The following is a 16,965-nucleotide window of genomic DNA, read 5'->3' on the forward strand; positions in this document are numbered from 1 at the left end:
GATCCCCTTTGCGTATCTTACTTGCACCCATGGAAGGACTACTTGATTACCGACTGCGTGATACACTAACACGCGTAGGTGGATTTGATGAATGTGTCAGCGAATTCATTCGTGTGAATGATACCCTTCTCCCTGCACACAGGTTTTACCGCTATGTTCCCGAATTGTATGATGGGTGCCGAACCAAGGCGGGAGTTCCTGTGAAAGTACAACTTTTAGGTTCTGATCCTATTTGTATGGCAGAGAACGCAAGTAAGGTGGCCTCTCTTGGAGCTTACGGAATTGATATTAATTTTGGATGCCCTGCGCCTACGGTAAACAGAAACCGGGGAGGAGCTGCTCTTCTCAAAGAACCCGATCTTATGTTTGCAATTGTAAAAGCGATTCGTAATGCCGTTCCAAAAATAATTCCTGTGACGGCAAAGATGCGACTCGGATTTGACTCCACCGAACTAGCGCTAGTTTGTGCCAAGGCTTTAGAAGACGGAGGAGCCGAAGAAATTGTCGTCCATGCCAGAACCAAAACAGACGGATACAAACCTCCGGCATATTGGGAATGGATTACAAAAATCCGCTCTACGGTGAAGGTTCCTGTGGTTGCCAATGGAGAAATTTGGACTGCAGATGATGCCCGAAGGTGTCTTGAAGTATCAGGTTGCGAGGACATTATGATTGGACGTGGTGTCGTTGCGAACCCTGCTCTTGCTTTAATGATTCGCAACGAAAGAAACAAAAGTCTCTCTTGGGAAGAAATGAAAGATATCTTATTTCAGTATTGGCAAAGTTTAGAAAGTGATATGGAAACAAAAAGTCGCGCAGGACGCATCAAACAATGGTTACACTATCTTTCTCGCCATTACCCAGAAGCCGAAAAGGATTTTGAATCCGTAAAAAGATTCACAAACTTGGATGCTTTTGCTAAGTATCTGAAGGAACCCGTGACAGCCTAACTCTTAAAAGCAAATTTTTTCCTTTAAAAACCATCAAAGTCCTCTATACTCTTTCTTATGTTTGAATCGTTTTCCAATTCTGAAATCCTTTCCGGTATGATCACTCCGGCGGTTCTTGTTTCCGCCTGCGCTAGTTTGATTTTTTCCACGGCCAACAGGCTGGGGCGTATTTTTGATCGTGTGAATCTTTTGAAGTCGGAAGTGGAATTGTTACTTGATGGGAAACGAAGTTTTCATAAGGAACGGATGGTGTATTTACGCCAACAACTCTCCGTGCAAAAAAAACGCGCCGTCCTCATCCAACGTTCCATGGCTTTTTTGTATTTGGCAACTTCTCTCTTTGTCATTTCCAGTCTGACACTCGCCATCACTCTTGCCTTTGCCAAAGACTATTCTTGGATTCCGACCGTTGTGGCCTTGTCAGGTGGGATTTGTTTGTTTTTGGCAAGTGCCCTACTTTTTTATGAAAGCAGGTACAATCTAACATTCATTAATCGACAAATTGAGTTTACGGAATTTTTGGAAAGGGAAGTGCAAGTGAAGTAACCCTTTTTTGTAAGTGGGGCCAAAGAGAAATAAGGATAAGAATCTAAGACAGTCCTCTCGAGAGAAATGAGATTCGGATCTTTACTTTAAGGCCTGCGCCAGGGACCTGGAGGGCTTGGTCCGAAGAGGCGACGCCTCCGAGGACGGGAGCGAACGCGGACCCCAAAAGGGCCCGCCCGGGCGCCCAAAGTATCTTACTATGAACTTTTTCGAAAGAAAATTGGGAATTTTGGGAAGAGGCGTGCCAAAAAAGCGGGTTGTGATAGAAGGAAACCATTGGGTGGCGGGTCTAGTACCCCACCCTCAGATCAGGGCGGGGAGATTGTACCCTCACCCCCCACCCCCTCGACCCTCTTTTGTAACAAATCTGACAAAAAAAAACGATTTTCCTGTCACCTTGGCTTTCTAGAACGGTAAGTAAAAATTAGATTCGGAAATTCCTTCATGAGAGAAATCAAAACTGTCACGATTTTAGGTGCCAACGGAGCCATGGGTTCTGGAAGTGCAGGCGTCATTGCCGCCTTCGGTGGTGCTAAAGTCCATATGCTCGCTAGAGATGTTGAAAAAGCTAAACAGGGTATCGAAGCCGCTGTCGCATCCGTAAAAACGGATACAATTCGCGCACGAATGATCCCTGGTTCCTACGATGCGGATCTGGAAAAAGCTGTCGCAGAGTCAGATTGGGTATTCGAACTCGTGGCGGAAAGTTACGAAGTCAAAGAACCGATCAATACTCGTATTGCAAAGGCTCGTCGTCCCGGAACTATCGTATCCACTGTGTCTTCTGGTCTTTCCATCGGTCGTTTGGCAAAAGCTTACGATGAAGATGGTCAAAAACACTATTACGGAACGCATTTTTTCAACCCTCCTTATAAAATGATCCTTTGTGAACTAGTCACTCACTCTGGAAACGATAAAAAAGTCACACAAGCGTTAGGTGAATACTTAGATAAAGTACTCGGCCGTGCAGTCGTTTATACAAACGACACTCCTGCTTTTGCTGGAAACCGCATTGGATTCCAATTGATGAACGAAGTCGCACACTTTGCAGAAAAGTATGCAGACAAAGGGGGAATTGCCCTCCTCGACGAAATCATGTCTGGTTACACTGGTCGCGCTATGGGACCATTGGCAACTGCTGACTTCGTAGGACTTGATGTTCACAAAGCCATCGTAGACAATATTTACGACAACACAAAAGACGAAGCACACGAAACATTCAAACTTCCTGGTTACTTCCAAAAGTTAATCGATGCAGGCAAACTCGGAATGAAAAGCGGTGGTGGTCTCACAAAAGTGGTGAAACACGCTGATGGAAAACGGGAAAAGTTTGTTTATAATATCAAAACTGGTGAGTACGATCCGTATCCAAAATTTGATATTCCTTTTATCAAAGAAGCTCGCCAAAAAATCAAAGAGTCTGACTACAAAGGTGCGATGGATGTAGTAAAAAAAGCAAGTGGCTTTGAAGCTGACATTGCTCGTTACTTCATTTCACGTTACATCAGTTATTCGCTCTCTCTCGTTGGTGAAGTGGTTGATACAAAAGAAAACACTGACGGTGCGATGGGTTTCGGTTTTAACTGGGTTCCTGCTTCTGCGTTCGTGGATTTTCTTGGTGGCCCCAAAGAAACAATTAAGCTAATGGAAGCGTCTAAAATACCAGTCCCAAAACTTTTAAAAGATGCCAAAGATGGCAAAAAGTTTTACGAACTCGGTGAGAAACTGGATGCAAGGTCCCTGTTCAAAGGTTAATTAGGAGTATCATATGAGTGAAAAAGTATTTGTACTAGGTGGAGAACAAACCGACTTCCAACGTAACTGGACTAAAGAAGGAAAAACCTTCATGTCTATGATGCGAGAAGTATTAGATGATGCTCTTGAAAAAGTAGGCATTAGTTACGATGAAATCAAACGATTGAATAAAGAAAACCGAGTGGCTGTATTTGTGGGTAACTTCGATGCAGAACAGTATGCCAACCAAGGTCACTTAGGCGCTTTTTTAACAGAAGTAAACCCTGCTCTTTTTGGAGTTCCTGGGGCTCGTTACGAAGCAGCTTGTGCTTCTGGATCCGTTGCCCTTGATGCTGCGATCACACATATCCGTGCCGAAGATTACGATCTAGCGATTGTTCTTGGTGTGGAAGTGATGAAAACAGTTTCTTCTTCTGTAGGTGGAGACTTTCTTGGAACTGCTGCTTACTACGATAAAGAAGCAAAGGGAGTTCAATTCCCTTTCCCAAAACTATTCGGTAAACTAGCAGACGTTATCTTGGAACGTTACGAACTCAAAGAAGAACGATTTATGGATGCTCTTGCTGAAATTTCTCGTATCAACTACGCTAACGCAAAACGTAACCCAAAAGCACAAACTCGCACTTGGTTCATGAACAAAGAACATGCGATGGCTCGTGGTGGAGATAACAATATGGCCGTGGGGGGAAGACTTTGTATCACTGACTGTTCTCAAGTAACAGATGGTGCTGCAGTAACAATCCTTGCTTCCAAAGATTATACAAAAGCATACGCTAAAAAAACTGGCCGCAAATTCGATGACATTCCTCGCATCAAAGGTTGGGGACACCGTGTGGCACCAATTACGTTTGAAGCAAAAAAATTAGAATCCGTTGGGGACAAATACATCCTTCCATGGACTCGCCAAACAGTAAAAGACGCATACAAACGTGCAGACTTAGATGTAAAAAACATTGATGTGTTTGAAACCCATGACTGTTTTACTTCATCTGAATATGCAGCTATCTCTGCGTTTGGAATCTCTGAACCTGGAAAAGAACACATCGCGATCGAAGATGGAACCATTGACTTTGGTGGTAAAAAACCAATCAACCCATCCGGTGGACTGATTGGTGTGGGTCATCCAGTGGGTGCTTCTGGGGTTCGTATGATGCTCGACCTTTACAAACAAGTAACAAACACGGCAGGGGACTACCAAGTAAAAGGCGCTAAAAATGGCCTTATGCTCAACATCGGTGGATCAGCAACTACGAACTTCGTGTTCATCTTAGGGAAGTAAGAGTTTGAATTCGCTGAATGCAGAAAAATGGAATCGGATACTCGTTCGGTTCCTTCTAGCCTTTTCGTTTTGGGAAGCGGTTTCCATCCCACTCCGGATGTTGTTTTTTTCAAAGTTCTACTTTGATCCAAACTTCAAAGGAATCTTTGTCCCCATAACTGATGTTTTTTGGTTAGCTCCTGTGTTCAGCGATTTGGTCTTTACTTTATCCTTTGGAGTTTTATATTCCTTAATCAAAGATTCTCTCCCGCAAGGTCTAGTAGGTGGATTTTTAGTAGGAATCTTAGTTTCTATCATTGGATATGTATCCCCAATGTTATGGACACTATCTCTTACAAACTTTGCACCCTCAATCCTCGTTTGGGTATGGGTGGCTTATTATGCTATTTTTACAACAGTGACTGCTGTGATTTATTCAGTAGGTTGGAATTCGGAAGATTAAAAAGATTAAATTTCAATCCTGAAAGTAAAGACTTCAGTTAACTTTTCATTCTAAAACCCAAAGGAATCTTTGGGTTTTTTATTTTCTGCGAATTTCGCCAGCCAAATCAGTTCCGGGTGTAATGGTGTTAAACACAGTTCCATATTTTTTTATATTTTCATGTAACAGATGCAGACGGTTATCCGATTCCTCTGTATCCACGATAATTTGGTATCGAATGAATTCCATTTTTGGGGGAACATCCTGACGGATTCCATCTACAATCACTTGAATCCCTTTTAGTTGGAAATGAAGAATGGGAGTTACCCTTTCCACTCCCTTAATGATACATGCCGAAAGAGCAGCGAGTAATAACTCCGCTGGGTTAAATGCATTTGGATTTCCCGCCATGTCCGTATCCAAAACAATCTCTGCAGATTTACATTGAGATTTGCTTGAGTGAGAATCAACTCGTGTGGTTTCCACATGGAAACTCATTTTTGGTTTTGGGTCTTTCATTGTCTGATCCTGGTCGGTACTAGTACATGATTAAAATTGAAATCGGAAAGCTACTGAATCCAATCTGTCCGCCACTTGGTCTAGATTCGTTATGGACTCTTCAATGGCAGCGATCGTCTGCTTTTGTTCGTTGGCTGCCGCGGACAACTCTTCTACGATGGCAGAGGTATTGATGAGTTGGGTTTGAATCTTTTCCATATTTCCGAGAACACTTCCAGACATTGATTCCGTCCCTTTTGTAGATCCATTAATTTTTTCAGCACTAATTTTTGTTTCTTCTGCATTCTTTAAAATTTTATCCATCTCAACTTGAACCGTTTCAAATTCTAGAGAACCCACTTCCACTTCAGTGAGACCCTCTTGGATATCGGCAACTGTTTGTAAAATCTTTGCAGTCAATTCAGAGATGAAAGAAGATATTTCCTTTGCCGATTTATTGGATTGTTCCGCTAGTTTTCCCACTTCCCCAGCAACAACAGCAAATCCTTTTCCAGCATCACCTGCTCTTGCAGATTCAATCGATGCGTTTAACGAAAGTAAGTTGGTTTTTTCAGAAATGGCAGTAATTGTTTCTGTGATTTTTCTGATGGCCTTTGTTTTTTCGCCCAACGCTTTGATGGTCTCCGATGTTTTGAAAATTTGGTTTTTAGCCTTCAGAAACTGTGACATCGCCTTATCGGAACGATCTTTTCCCACCAAGGAGAATTGGAATGCTTCAGTAGATTCCAATTGTACTGTATTAGATTCATTTCTGATATTACAGATTAGTTGGTTCAAAGAATCCATTTGATGAAAAATACTTTCAGAACTTTCTCGTGTCACAATGCTTGAATCTGCCAAAGAAAACATTGCTTTAGACAATTCTTGAAATGCGATATGGATATGTTCCACAGCATAGGTAAGGGATTTGATTTGAGTCTTTACTATTTCTGCATTTCCGATCAATTGCGAAATCATTCCTCTAAATTCAAATTGAGTTTTTTTAATCAGTGTTAGAATTTCCTCATTGTCCCCACCATTTACTAAAACCACATCAAACTTTAAATGGCCTTTATATAATTTCTCCAGATATCCTTTTATCTTCAAAAGAGATTTTTTATGAGCTGAGATTTTTAGATAACCAAAAACTGTTACAAGCAAGAATAAAACGAATCCAAAAGTAAAAACCAAAGTATGGTTCAGAAAATTTGGATAGGATTGTAACGAAAACAGAAACAATAAAATCCCACTTACAATTGTTTGTGTAAGAAAAACGGACGACAACGAGAACCCCGTTATCAAACCCACTTTTAACTTTGGTTTCCGAGTCCCAGAATTCATTTTGACATAAAGTAATTCGGCATTACGGATTTGTTCTCTGGTTGCCTTGGTCCGTACCGACATATAACCAATATGTTTCCCCTCTTCGTAGATTGGTGATACGTTTGCATCTACCCAATAATAGTCTCCATTCTTACAACGGTTCTTGACTACACCTACCCATGAGTTTTGGTTCTTTACTGTGTCCCATAAATCTTGGAACGCTTCTTTTGGCATATCGGGGTGACGAATGAGGTTGTGTGGTTGTCCTAGCAGCTCTTGTTCAGTATATCCACTAATGCGTAAAAAATCTTCATTCACATAAGTGATGATTCCCTTTAGATCTGTTTTAGAGGTGATCTTTGTTCCTTCTAAAAATTCGATTTCCGTTTCAGTAACCGGCAGATTCTTGCGCATAGATTCGTTATCGCAGAATCCATCCAATCATCCAAGAACAAATTAGAATATTCCAAAATCTACCGAAGCCAGAAGCTCGATTTCTTTGTTTCGAAGTGGGCATTGGCTTGACATTGTTTTATTTTTGTCATAAGTTCTCACGGGATTCAGAAACAGATGAAATTACTGGCAATGATGGGTCAGGTGAGAACGTGAAACGAGAAACACTATTCTGGGACCTAACTCTAAAACTCGAAGCGTTTACACACACGGTTCCTGTTCCTTTTGCCGTATATTATGCCATTATCACTCAGAAAATGGAGCCAGCACATTGGCAAATTTTCATTGCTCTCTGTGTGTTTTTTGCCACAGGAATTGGCCTTCTGGGTACCTTTGCCAGACATCTTTTATTAAAATATGTATATGCTAAAATTGAAAGGATCCAAGTTCCTTCGCCAGGAATGATTTCCTTATCTAAAGAAGAAATCGAATACGCAAGGTCAGTAAAAATTCTTCTATTTCGTTATCCTTTATTGGAAGCAATTATTATCGTAATACGCTGGTTATCTGGTGTCATCCCCATTAGCCTATTATTTTTTCACTTGGTAACGTATATGCCTTCCGTTACACGCTCAGCCATTTTTACATTTTTAATGATTGCACCTATCTCCTTTGTGACTTATTATTTTATTTCCGAAAATTCAATTCGTTGTTTATTTGATCTTCCTCAAATCAAAAACATTGAACTCCAAGAAAAGGACATTCCCAAATTTAATTACTTCACTAGGATCTTAGTTGCTTTTTTTAGTTTGGCGGCTCTTCCTTTTGTGATTTTTTCTTATATTTTATATTCCCTTGCCATGGGAGAATTTGCAGTTGAAGATCCTATGATCCCAATTGTGACTGTTTCATTTATTTTCGTGATCCCACTCATAGTCTGTTCCTATGTAGTCGCCAAGTCAGTGAATGAAGGTCTAAACGAAACAAGTAGATCCTTAGGAGAACTTGCAAACGGTAATTTTGATGTGGTAGTTACTCCCAAATCCAGTGATGATTTCGCCAAACAAGCATTTTATCTCAATTCAGTAATTTCTAAATTAAAAGGAATGTATGAGGAAATCAGAACGCTGAATGAAGGGTTAGAAGAAAAAGTCATCCAAAGAACTGATGAATTAAACCAATCTTTACGAGACATTAGCAATCTAAAAATCCAACAAGATGGAGATTACTTTCTCACCTATCAATTGCTAAATCCACTTGCCATTAAAGATGTAGACAGTAGTCAACTAGAAGTTGACCATTTGGTTCGACAAAAAAAAGTATTCGAATACAAAAACCAAAGATATGACATTGGAGGGGATATCAACATCTCCCACTCTATAGTCTTACAAAACAGACGGTTCTTATTATTTGCGAATGCCGATGCTATGGGAAAATCGATGCAAGGTGCCGGCGGTGCTTTAGTATTTGGAGCAGTATTTCAATCCATCGTCCAAAGAACAAAAACAGATCCAGGTTACCAAACATTAGGTCCAGACGATTGGCTAAAATACAATCTCCAAGAAATGCATATGATCTTTGAGGCCTTTGATGGAACGATGTTAGTTTCCCTTACCATGGGCCTTTTAGAGGAGGACACTGGAAAATTATATTTTCTGAATGCAGAACATCCTCCTATCGTTTTATACAGAAAAGGAAAAGCAGAATACTTACAGGCAGATGTCTCTTACAGAAAACTGGGAACTTTAGGTGCCATGCCCATTCAAAATATCAAAGAGTTCCCTCTCCAACCGGGAGACGTACTCATTATTGGATCAGATGGAAAAGACGATGTATTACGATTAGATGCGAATGGTAAATGGGAAGTTAACTCCGATGATGAGATTTTTTTGCATCTTGTTGAATCTACAGAAGGCAATTTACTCGCGATAACAAAACAAATCGAATCACTGGGCCAAGTAATTGATGATATTTCCTTAATACGGATCTGTTATTTACCCAAATCAAAACAGTGATCAAAAAACGATTTAACCTAAGTTCGGAAATTTCTTCCTCCGGAATAGACTCACCCACCGTCCAATACTTGAGTCCATGAATGAACCAAACTAAATTGAAACTCCCTATTAAAATGGGATATGGATCGGCCGAAACTGGTATAACAGCCGTTCAACTCTTTACACAAATTTATCTACTAAAATACTATACCGAAATTGTAGGTCTCAATTCCAGTTTAGCAGGAATTGCTTTATCCATATCAGTCCTTTGGGATGCCATTAGTGACCCTCTCATGGGTAGAATTTCTGACCACACCCATACACAATGGGGCCGTAGAAGGCCCTACATTCTCCTTGGTGGGGTTTTACTCTCCCTAGCCGTCTTACTCCTCTTCTCCCCACCGCACCTGACGACCCAACTCGGAAAGTTCTCGTATCTTTTGACTGTGTATCTTTTTGTAAACACCGCAATGACCATCATTTCCGTCCCTCATATTGCTTTGGGAGGGGAACTCAGTTTTGAAAGAAATGAAAGGACATCCGTTTTTGGATGGAGGTTGTTTTTTAGTAATATCGGTATGCTCATAGGAATGATAGTTCCTGCTGCCATATTACAATCTTTAGGTGACGAATCTTCAAAAGAAAATATCATCACTTCCCGAACGGTTGCTGGAGAAATTGTATCCCTTGTAATTTTATTTTCCTCAATCACTACCTTTCTTGTAACACGAGGAAGAGACAATGTAAGAAATCATTCAGAACAAAAGATTCCTTTTTTCACAGCCTTTGTTTCTGTTTTAAAAAATAAAATGTTTCTAATATTACTTTTTGCCTTTATCATTGCAACGATTGGAAGGACATTCAACTCAGCCATTGCTTTGTATTATTATGAGTATAGACTTGGTCTCAAAGAATCATTAGTAGTCATCAATATCCTTTTGCCTTTTTTTCTAGTCCTAATCCTTTCCATTGGATTCTGGGTTTGGATCGCAAAAAAAATTGGGAAAAAAATACCGGCTTTTCTGGGAGTGTTTGGACTTGGACTATTAACCGTGATCGTATATCCCCTCTTTCCTTATGGCGAGTTACGTCCTCCTCTCATTGCCGCCTTTGTCGGAGGAATCTGTGCGGGATCCATCCTTATCATGGACTCCATCTTAACGGACGTTGTGGACTATGATGAATTCAAAACTGGGGAAAAAAGAGAAGGATTGTATTTTGGAATTTGGAAGATGGGTGTAAAGTTTTCCCAAGCCTTTGGAATTGCACTTACTGGGTTTTTACTTGATGCCATTGGATTCCAAAACGGTGCTACCACCCAATCACAAGAAGTGGGATTTCGACTAGCAATGATTTTTGGTCCAGGTGTTGGTTTCTTTTTTATCCTAGGTTCTATTCTCTTTTTATTTTTTCCATTAAGTGATACAAAACACATCCAAGTCCAAAGAATTTTATTGAAACGGAATACAAAGAGAACCAAGGTATAAGGGAGACTTATTTATGAAACCAGGCCGCACCCTCCAATTCATCGCTTTTTTACTCATTTACTTTATTGTTCCGTTTTGTGCCTGTTTGTTCACACTCTTATTTGCCAACTATACAGCCTCTGCCTTTTTGCCTGATAAGTTTCTAGCAATATTTGAAGCCACAGAAACAAAAAGTGACCTAACACTCGCTATCATCACTTGGGCTCCATTTCCTATCATCACACTCATCTTGTTTTTTTACAGCCTACCGATTGCAAAATTTCTTTTTTCTACCAAAGGTTGTAACTTTATCTCTGAAGAAAGAGCCCGTCACCGTATTGTTCACTCGCCCATCACAATTAGTCTTTTAGGTTTTATCGGTTGGGAACTTTCTACTTTTTTTAGTATTTTTAGGATCGACTTTTTATATCCAGATGCTCCTCACCAAAGCATTGTTACGGTTACAATTTTATTTGCATTTTGGGGTCTTTTTGCCTTTGCCTTTTCGTATGCCACAACCACTTACTTAAACAAACTCCTCATCATTCCTTGTGTATTTCCGGAAGGGGGACTTGGAAAATATGCACATGGAAAACAATTTTCCATTGTGACCAAACAGTTTATCTTTTGGGCCGCATCGACTCTCTTTCCGATTGTACTTTTGATCTTTGGCTTGTTACTAAGGACCAATCAAAACATTCTGAATCTTCACGAACTTGTTCATAACGATGTTTTGTTTGAAGTCATTGCCATCATGCTCGTTTTTTCTTTTGCATTTGCAATGTCGTTTGCCTCTAGCTTACAACATCCACTCAATCAAATTGAAAAAGCAACAGAACTCATCAAAGAACAAAAGTTTGATACTAGAGTCAAAATTTTTAGCTCGGACGAATTGGGTCTCCTTGGTGATGCCGTCAACGAAATGGCGGAAGGCCTTGCTGAAAGAGAAAGAATGAAAGATACCTTTGGTCGTATCGTTGACCCCAGAGTTCGTGACTACCTACTATCCAATGAACATAGTTTAGGTGGAAAAGTTGTAGACGCCTCAATTCTTTTTTCAGACCTCCGAGACTTTACAAAACTTTCGGAAAAACGAAAACCTGAAGAAGTATTGTACATCCTCAATCGTTATTTCCAAGAAATGAGTAATGCCATTGAAATCCACGGTGGGTTCATCAACAAATTCATTGGGGATGCCATCCTTGCAGTGTTTGGAACTCCCATGCCCATGGCAGACCACGCCGAACGTGCGTTTGCAACGGCTCTCCAAATGCAAAAAAACCTAGATGCACTCAATGCACAATTTCTCTCCGAAGGCCTCACGGAGCTAAAAATGGGAATTGGGATTCATACGGGGAGTTTACTTGTGGGAAACATCGGCTCTGCCAATCGTATGGAATTTACAGTGATTGGAGATACGGTCAATACGGCATCGAGGGTGGAAGGACTTTGTAAGGGACTCAAAAAAAACCTTCTCCTCACAGAAAATACCTCAGTGCTTCTGCCTGAAGAAATTCGGATCAAACTTAAATCTGAAGGCGAATACGAACTAAAAGGTAGAGAGTCCAAAGAGAAGATTTATTCTTTCACAGGTTAAGAATAAAATGATTGAACTCACTTCGAAAAATGTACAAAATGGAAAAGGAATGAAGTTATGCCTCGGAATCATCTCACTTTGTCTTTTGTTTGTTTCGTGTAACGAAATTAAGTTGGTCAATAGACAAGACATCCTAGACCTTTTAGAAGGGGATGGGACACAAAATGGATCTTCCCAATCTAGCTCTTCCGATTCCACTCGATCTTCCTCTAACAGTGGTAATTCGAACAATCTAAACTATCACGGAATGACTGATTCCGCAACGGGAACCAACACTTACGGATCCACGGGCACCACAGTGGGAAACCCGCTCGGTTACTAAAACAAATTTCTCTTACTTAATAAACTCAAAGAAATCATCCATCAGTGGTCGAAAACAAGACCGAATCGTAATTTTGGCTACCTTTTCATTTTTGGGTCCATAGTTCAAAATAATGTCATTGGGATCCCGAATGAAGGAAAAGATTTTGTTGATTTGCATCTCGGCATGACCTTCACGAACTTTTACAATGTATTCAAACTCATGTTCGTTCGCATCCACTTCCCCAATTCCATAGGGAACGTAACATTTAATGAGTCCAATCCCTCTGATCTCTCCAGTTTCTTGGTTCTCAGTTTCAATCTTAGATAACTCTGGATCCAGTTTGTATTCCAACCATTGTTTTGCCTTGAGATAACTGCGGGTTTTCTGGTAAGATTTGTTATCCCTGGAATCTTCTGTAGTTCGGAACTTGGAAGATACGGTCCAAAGTTTCAAACACATAGAGTTCTGAAACAAAAGGAAAAAAATAGCTAATAAGGCGAGTCGTTTTGGCATCATTTCTATGCTTCCTGTTCCTCACCCGGCTCGCAAAACAAATCTTCACAAAGATGGAAAATTTTCTCCTTATTGGGGAGTACGGGGAAGGGTACAACGTTCGGAGGCAAAAGGGATGTGTTCTGGTTTGTTTTTTTGATCTTATGTCTCTTGGACTCGATTCTATCTCTCACTTTATTATTTTCGGAACTGCCCTCCCCCATTCTGGAGTGCTCGAATAAAAATTGGATTGAATTTGTCGGGGCATCACTTTCAATCTTGAACATGCCCGATTTTGATCGTATTGATCTTATGAATTATGCCATGTACGGAAATGATTTTGATCCCCAATGGGATGAAATCCGTACATTTTTAAAATCCAATGCAGCCGCTCAAAAAGAGTTGGAAGAGATAAAAAGAACCGTTCCAAGCCCTCATCTGGGAAAAAAACGTAGAGAGAACTCGCTGGTAACAGATCCAAGAGAGTCCAATGGAGGCAGTGGAGTGGGCCAAGAACCGAGAAATCCAGGTTCGGATCCCTCTGCTAAATCTTGGTGGCAAAAGATCTTAGGAGAATGAAATGGAAAACACCGTAGACCAAGTCAAAAAGAACGTTGAGAACATCAAAAAGTTTGTCACTCCGTTCTTTAATTTGGCTGTAACCACAAATGTCTACGGTTACCATAACATTGTACCCAATGGCAAACTCATCCTCACTTGCAATCATCGAAGTGATATGGATCCCTTTGTCATTGGTTCTGTTTTCCCAAGATTTATTTCCTGGATTGCTGCAGAATATACAACTCGCATTCCTCTATTCAAAGACTTAGTCGAAAAAACAGGAACCATCCCTATGGCCATTGATGGCAATATTTCTATGGCCAGTATCAAAAAAGTCCAACAGGTCTTTAAAAATGGTGATGTGCTTGGAATTTTTCCGGAAGGCCACGACTATATGGTGCAAAACGATTTCTCAGCCCCTCTAGCCAACTTCCATTCAGGGTTTGCTGCCTTTAGCCTTCGGAACAAAGTGGATATCTTACCAACTGTGATCATACCTGACGAAGAAACTGTCACAGACTATCCCATTCCTCCCCTTGTTCGTGCCTTTATGGGTATGCCAAAAGAGGTTTGTGATATCAAACGCCGCGTGGTTTACAAAAAAATCAATGTTGTGTTTGGCGAAGTGATTAAATACGAGAACTATGCCCACCTACCGCTTGACAAGGGTATGGTGGAAGTTTCTAACGAAACAAAACGAAGAATGGGCGAGTTACAAAAAGTAGATTATTTAAAAAAATAATCTACTTTAGTTCATACCATTTAAACTTCTACTTCTCCAGAAAATACTTCTTTGGCAGGACCTGTCATCATCACCGAACCATTTTCTTTCCATTCGATGTGAAGTGTTCCCCCGCGTAGATCAATCTGTACAGACCTACCAGTTTTTCCATTTAAAATGGATGCGACAGTGACAGCACATGCCCCTGTCCCACAAGCCAAAGTCTCCCCTGCTCCTCTTTCCCAAGTCCTTTGGTAGAGGTGGTCTTTTCCTCTGACAGAAACAAATTCTACATTCACCCTTCTTGGAAAGAGTGGGTGGTTTTCAATAAGAGGTCCAATTTCCCGAACTGGGAAAGAATCTGCATCATCCACATAAATCACACAATGTGGGTTCCCCATACTAACGGCCGTAAAATGATATTGTTTTCCTTGGACTTCAATCACTTGGTTGATGACTGCATCTTCTCCTGGCCAGATAAGGGGAACAAGAGCTGGTTTAAGAATGGGTTCTCCCATATCCACGGTAACCATTTCTACTTTGCCAGTGTTTCCTGTTTTTAAGTCGAGAGTGAGGACTCCCTTGCCAGTTTCAATCGTAGGTTTTTGGTTTTTGGTAAGGCCATGATCAAAAACAAACTTCCCTACACAACGAACTCCATTCCCACACATCTCAGAAGAACTTCCATCCGAGTTGTACATGTCCATTTGGAACTCGCCTGTTTTTGAGTTACGAATAAAAATCACCCCATCACTACCAATTCCAAAATTGCGGTCGGATAGTTTTTGGATTTGTTCCGGGCTCAAGCGAATATCGTTTTTTGTCGCATCGATATACACATAGTCATTTCCAATTCCTTCCATTTTGGTGAAGTTGATTTTCATCGGTTCCTCTCTTATCTCACCCCATGTTTTTTTTGCCATGGATGTTGGCAAGTCGGATCAAGGTTTTTGGTTTGACCCTTGTTCTCATTGGTTAGACTGACTTACAGACCATGAAATCTTGTATCCTTTGCCAATCTTCCGAGTCAAAAACCGTATTCAATGAAAATGGAACCCCTATTTTAGAATGTAAAAACTGTGGTCATGTGTATTCCTCATATGAACAAGAAGAACATTACGAAGGTTATTGGGACGGGGCAGAACAAACTTATGATTTAAAATGGTGGGACGATGCGCACCGCGCTGTCTATTCCGATTTTATTTCTACATACTTAAAATCTGACAAAGGAAACCTACTCGATGTAGGATGTGGCCTTGGATTTTTTGTGAAAGCAGTGCTCACCAAAAAACCAGGTTGGTCTGCTGTTGGTTATGAAATTTCCAAACAAGCTGTCAAATTTGCAAACGAACAAAATGGAATGAAAACCGTTCACGCAGGTCTTGTCCAAGACTCAAAACTACCCAAAGAAAGTTTTGATATCATCACTTTGTGGGACGTGATTGAACACATTCCCAAACCACATTCCCTTCTCACCTACTTACATGGACTTTTGAAACCTGGTGGAATTTTATTTTTACAAACACCTAACTTTCCGATCCAACTTGCCAAAGCAAACTTAAAGGTAAAACTAAAAGGAATGCAGGAGGGAGTCCATTATTTGGAAGCAAAAGACCATGTAAACAACTACAAAATGCACACATTGGCTGAGCTTGGAAAACAATGTGGTTTTAAAGAACCAAAATACAAGGTGCTTATGCCCATTCTTTCTGTATCAGGAAGTAAAAGTAAACTTGCCGTTTATTTCAAGTTAGGTTATTATTTTTTAACTAAATTTATTTTTGCTCTTAGTTTTAGAACTATCAACTGGAATAATACTTTATTTTTGACGTTGAAAAAGCCATAACTTAGCAAATTCCAAAGCCGCTACTGTATTCGGCGCCTTCCAGATGGGTGCCGATGATTCAAAAGGATATTCATTCACGCCTTTGCCCTCCCCCCACATTTCTAAAATATGAATGCTTGCTATCCCATGACGATTGGCACCTAGTATATCATCATCCCAATTGTCCCCAAGTAAAATACAATCCACTGGATTTTCTTTTGCAGTTTCTAAGACATAGGAAAAAAACTTTGTTTCCGGTTTTTCAAAACCTACTTCTTCTGAAGTGATCAGCGTAAAACGAAAGTCCATCGGTAAAAAAGAAGAAACTTTTAATAATTGAGTCCGCAAAGTTTCGTTGGTAGTCAAATAGATTGGAAACTGATTTGATAAGTCCACAAGTTTTGGAAATAAATTTGTTTGGTAAATTTCCTTTTTAGCTTCGTTCTTTAAATAAGAAAGGAAATGAAAATGATATCTTTCCTCCATCCACAAAACATCAAAGATATCTTTGGTTTGAAATCCTGATTGTAATAACTCATCCAACATCAATTTAAAACACAAAAGTCGTAACCGATTTGAACTATGGCCTATGAGTTGGTTTTTTACTTTTTTTCTAGCAGATTCATATAAAACATGAAAATCACCACCTAACTTTCGTTCCTGCCAGTCGTTAGCACATTCAGCAATGGCAAAATCATAAGCCGGTTTAGAAGGTAAAAGAGTATTGTCCAAATCCAAAAACAAAGCCATATCAGAAAAGCAAACCAAAAGGAATCGATCCTGTCAACGGTTTGGTTCCTGAATATTGGCTTGTATCGGTGAGAAACTTAGGATAGAATT

Annotated in this window: 17 protein-coding genes; 12 read left to right on the top strand and 5 right to left on the bottom strand. The window is 40.2% G+C overall.

The annotated features are described in order from the left end of the window. Nucleotides 1–8 precede the first annotated feature (8 nt). The 5 genes from LEP1GSC203_RS00675 to LEP1GSC203_RS00700 all read left to right on the top strand — a co-directional run bounded on the left by LEP1GSC203_RS00675 (nt 9) and on the right by LEP1GSC203_RS00700 (nt 4,972). The gene (locus tag LEP1GSC203_RS00675) at nt 9–950 is read left to right on the top strand and encodes a tRNA dihydrouridine synthase (RefSeq protein ID WP_002971597.1); all 942 of its coding nucleotides are present in this window, start codon (nt 9–11) and stop codon (nt 948–950) included. Nucleotides 951–1,007: 57 nt separating this feature from the next. Continuing rightward, nucleotides 1,008–1,496, top strand: coding sequence for a DUF2721 domain-containing protein (locus LEP1GSC203_RS00680; protein ID WP_002971913.1), 489 nt, complete (start codon nt 1,008–1,010; stop codon nt 1,494–1,496). A 444-nt stretch (nt 1,497–1,940) separates the two neighbouring features. Beyond that, nucleotides 1,941–3,251: a 3-hydroxyacyl-CoA dehydrogenase NAD-binding domain-containing protein gene (locus LEP1GSC203_RS00690; RefSeq protein ID WP_002971726.1), complete on the top strand. Its 1,311-nt coding sequence runs from the start codon at nt 1,941–1,943 to the stop codon at nt 3,249–3,251. A gap of 13 nt (nt 3,252–3,264) precedes the next feature. After that, on the top strand, nt 3,265–4,530 hold the full coding sequence (locus LEP1GSC203_RS00695) for an acetyl-CoA acetyltransferase (protein ID WP_002971619.1): 1,266 nt from the start codon (nt 3,265–3,267) through the stop codon (nt 4,528–4,530). Between the two features lie 4 nt (nt 4,531–4,534). Continuing rightward, complete coding sequence (locus LEP1GSC203_RS00700) at nt 4,535–4,972, top strand: hypothetical protein (protein WP_002971697.1); 438 nt, start codon at nt 4,535–4,537, stop codon at nt 4,970–4,972. 78 nt (nt 4,973–5,050) lie between these two features. Here the strand turns inward: LEP1GSC203_RS00700 and LEP1GSC203_RS00705 are convergent, their stop codons facing one another. Together LEP1GSC203_RS00705 and LEP1GSC203_RS00710 are read right to left on the bottom strand one after the other, a co-directional pair. Beyond that, on the bottom strand, nt 5,051–5,470 hold the full coding sequence (locus LEP1GSC203_RS00705; protein ID WP_002971605.1) for an OsmC family protein: 420 nt from the start codon (nt 5,468–5,470) through the stop codon (nt 5,051–5,053). A 30-nt stretch (nt 5,471–5,500) separates the two neighbouring features. Further along, nucleotides 5,501–7,186, bottom strand: coding sequence for a methyl-accepting chemotaxis protein (locus LEP1GSC203_RS00710; protein ID WP_002971661.1), 1,686 nt, complete (start codon nt 7,184–7,186; stop codon nt 5,501–5,503). Nucleotides 7,187–7,377: 191 nt separating this feature from the next. On the opposite strand from LEP1GSC203_RS00710, the gene LEP1GSC203_RS00715 reads away from it, so the two are divergent. The 4 genes from LEP1GSC203_RS00715 to LEP1GSC203_RS00730 all read left to right on the top strand — a co-directional run bounded on the left by LEP1GSC203_RS00715 (nt 7,378) and on the right by LEP1GSC203_RS00730 (nt 12,544). After that, on the top strand, nt 7,378–9,180 hold the full coding sequence (locus LEP1GSC203_RS00715; RefSeq protein ID WP_002971744.1) for a SpoIIE family protein phosphatase: 1,803 nt from the start codon (nt 7,378–7,380) through the stop codon (nt 9,178–9,180). 80 nt (nt 9,181–9,260) lie between these two features. Next, complete coding sequence (locus LEP1GSC203_RS00720; RefSeq protein WP_039936800.1) at nt 9,261–10,646, top strand: MFS transporter; 1,386 nt, start codon at nt 9,261–9,263, stop codon at nt 10,644–10,646. A gap of 13 nt (nt 10,647–10,659) precedes the next feature. Further along, on the top strand, nt 10,660–12,222 hold the full coding sequence (locus tag LEP1GSC203_RS00725; RefSeq protein ID WP_002971579.1) for an adenylate/guanylate cyclase domain-containing protein: 1,563 nt from the start codon (nt 10,660–10,662) through the stop codon (nt 12,220–12,222). A gap of 7 nt (nt 12,223–12,229) precedes the next feature. Continuing rightward, nucleotides 12,230–12,544, top strand: a complete 315-nt coding sequence (locus LEP1GSC203_RS00730; RefSeq protein WP_002971850.1) for a hypothetical protein — start codon at nt 12,230–12,232, stop codon at nt 12,542–12,544. A 12-nt stretch (nt 12,545–12,556) separates the two neighbouring features. Here LEP1GSC203_RS00730 and LEP1GSC203_RS00735 read toward each other — a convergent pair whose 3' ends face one another. Continuing rightward, nucleotides 12,557–13,042 (bottom strand): DUF4468 domain-containing protein, encoded by a 486-nt coding sequence (locus LEP1GSC203_RS00735; RefSeq protein ID WP_002971596.1) that lies wholly within the window; start codon nt 13,040–13,042, stop codon nt 12,557–12,559. A 261-nt stretch (nt 13,043–13,303) separates the two neighbouring features. Here LEP1GSC203_RS00735 and LEP1GSC203_RS00745 point away from each other — a divergent pair, with 261 nt between their 5' ends. After that, a complete protein-coding gene (locus tag LEP1GSC203_RS00745; protein WP_039936804.1) occupies nt 13,304–13,597 on the top strand; it encodes a hypothetical protein in 294 nt (97 codons plus the stop codon). 1 nt (nt 13,598) lies between these two features. Then, nucleotides 13,599–14,321, top strand: a complete 723-nt coding sequence (locus tag LEP1GSC203_RS00750) for a lysophospholipid acyltransferase family protein (RefSeq protein ID WP_002971899.1) — start codon at nt 13,599–13,601, stop codon at nt 14,319–14,321. 20 nt (nt 14,322–14,341) lie between these two features. Here the strand turns inward: LEP1GSC203_RS00750 and dapF are convergent, their stop codons facing one another. Next, complete coding sequence (gene dapF, locus LEP1GSC203_RS00755; protein ID WP_002971875.1) at nt 14,342–15,184, bottom strand: diaminopimelate epimerase; 843 nt, start codon at nt 15,182–15,184, stop codon at nt 14,342–14,344. Between the two features lie 110 nt (nt 15,185–15,294). Between dapF and LEP1GSC203_RS00760 the strand changes: the two genes are divergently transcribed. Beyond that, nucleotides 15,295–16,146, top strand: a complete 852-nt coding sequence (locus LEP1GSC203_RS00760) for a class I SAM-dependent methyltransferase (protein WP_002971890.1) — start codon at nt 15,295–15,297, stop codon at nt 16,144–16,146. Here LEP1GSC203_RS00760 and LEP1GSC203_RS00765 read toward each other — a convergent pair. Continuing rightward, nucleotides 16,120–16,893, bottom strand: a complete 774-nt coding sequence (locus LEP1GSC203_RS00765) for an HAD family hydrolase (protein WP_039936806.1) — start codon at nt 16,891–16,893, stop codon at nt 16,120–16,122. The genes LEP1GSC203_RS00760 and LEP1GSC203_RS00765 overlap by 27 nt on opposite strands. Nucleotides 16,894–16,965: the final 72 nt, after the last annotated feature.

Source organism: Leptospira terpstrae serovar Hualin str. LT 11-33 = ATCC 700639 (assembly GCF_000332495.1).
Lineage (GTDB): Bacteria > Spirochaetota > Leptospiria > Leptospirales > Leptospiraceae > Leptospira_A > Leptospira_A terpstrae.

Excerpts from the sequence above, each read along its gene's own strand:
- LEP1GSC203_RS00680 (WP_002971913.1), top strand. The coding sequence starts at position 1,008 with ATGTTTGAATCGTTTTCCAATTCTGAAATCCTTTCCGGTATGATCACT.
- LEP1GSC203_RS00690 (WP_002971726.1), top strand. The coding sequence starts at position 1,941 with ATGAGAGAAATCAAAACTGTCACGATTTTAGGTGCCAACGGAGCCATG.
- LEP1GSC203_RS00695 (WP_002971619.1), top strand. The coding sequence starts at position 3,265 with ATGAGTGAAAAAGTATTTGTACTAGGTGGAGAACAAACCGACTTCCAA.
- LEP1GSC203_RS00705 (WP_002971605.1), bottom strand. The coding sequence starts at position 5,470 with ATGAAAGACCCAAAACCAAAAATGAGTTTCCATGTGGAAACCACACGA.
- LEP1GSC203_RS00710 (WP_002971661.1), bottom strand. The coding sequence starts at position 7,186 with ATGCGCAAGAATCTGCCGGTTACTGAAACGGAAATCGAATTTTTAGAA.
- LEP1GSC203_RS00720 (WP_039936800.1), top strand. The coding sequence starts at position 9,261 with ATGAACCAAACTAAATTGAAACTCCCTATTAAAATGGGATATGGATCG.
- LEP1GSC203_RS00725 (WP_002971579.1), top strand. The coding sequence starts at position 10,660 with ATGAAACCAGGCCGCACCCTCCAATTCATCGCTTTTTTACTCATTTAC.
- LEP1GSC203_RS00730 (WP_002971850.1), top strand. The coding sequence starts at position 12,230 with ATGATTGAACTCACTTCGAAAAATGTACAAAATGGAAAAGGAATGAAG.
- LEP1GSC203_RS00735 (WP_002971596.1), bottom strand. The coding sequence starts at position 13,042 with ATGATGCCAAAACGACTCGCCTTATTAGCTATTTTTTTCCTTTTGTTT.
- LEP1GSC203_RS00745 (WP_039936804.1), top strand. The coding sequence starts at position 13,304 with ATGCCCGATTTTGATCGTATTGATCTTATGAATTATGCCATGTACGGA.
- LEP1GSC203_RS00750 (WP_002971899.1), top strand. The coding sequence starts at position 13,599 with ATGGAAAACACCGTAGACCAAGTCAAAAAGAACGTTGAGAACATCAAA.
- dapF (WP_002971875.1), bottom strand. The coding sequence starts at position 15,184 with ATGAAAATCAACTTCACCAAAATGGAAGGAATTGGAAATGACTATGTG.
- LEP1GSC203_RS00760 (WP_002971890.1), top strand. The coding sequence starts at position 15,295 with ATGAAATCTTGTATCCTTTGCCAATCTTCCGAGTCAAAAACCGTATTC.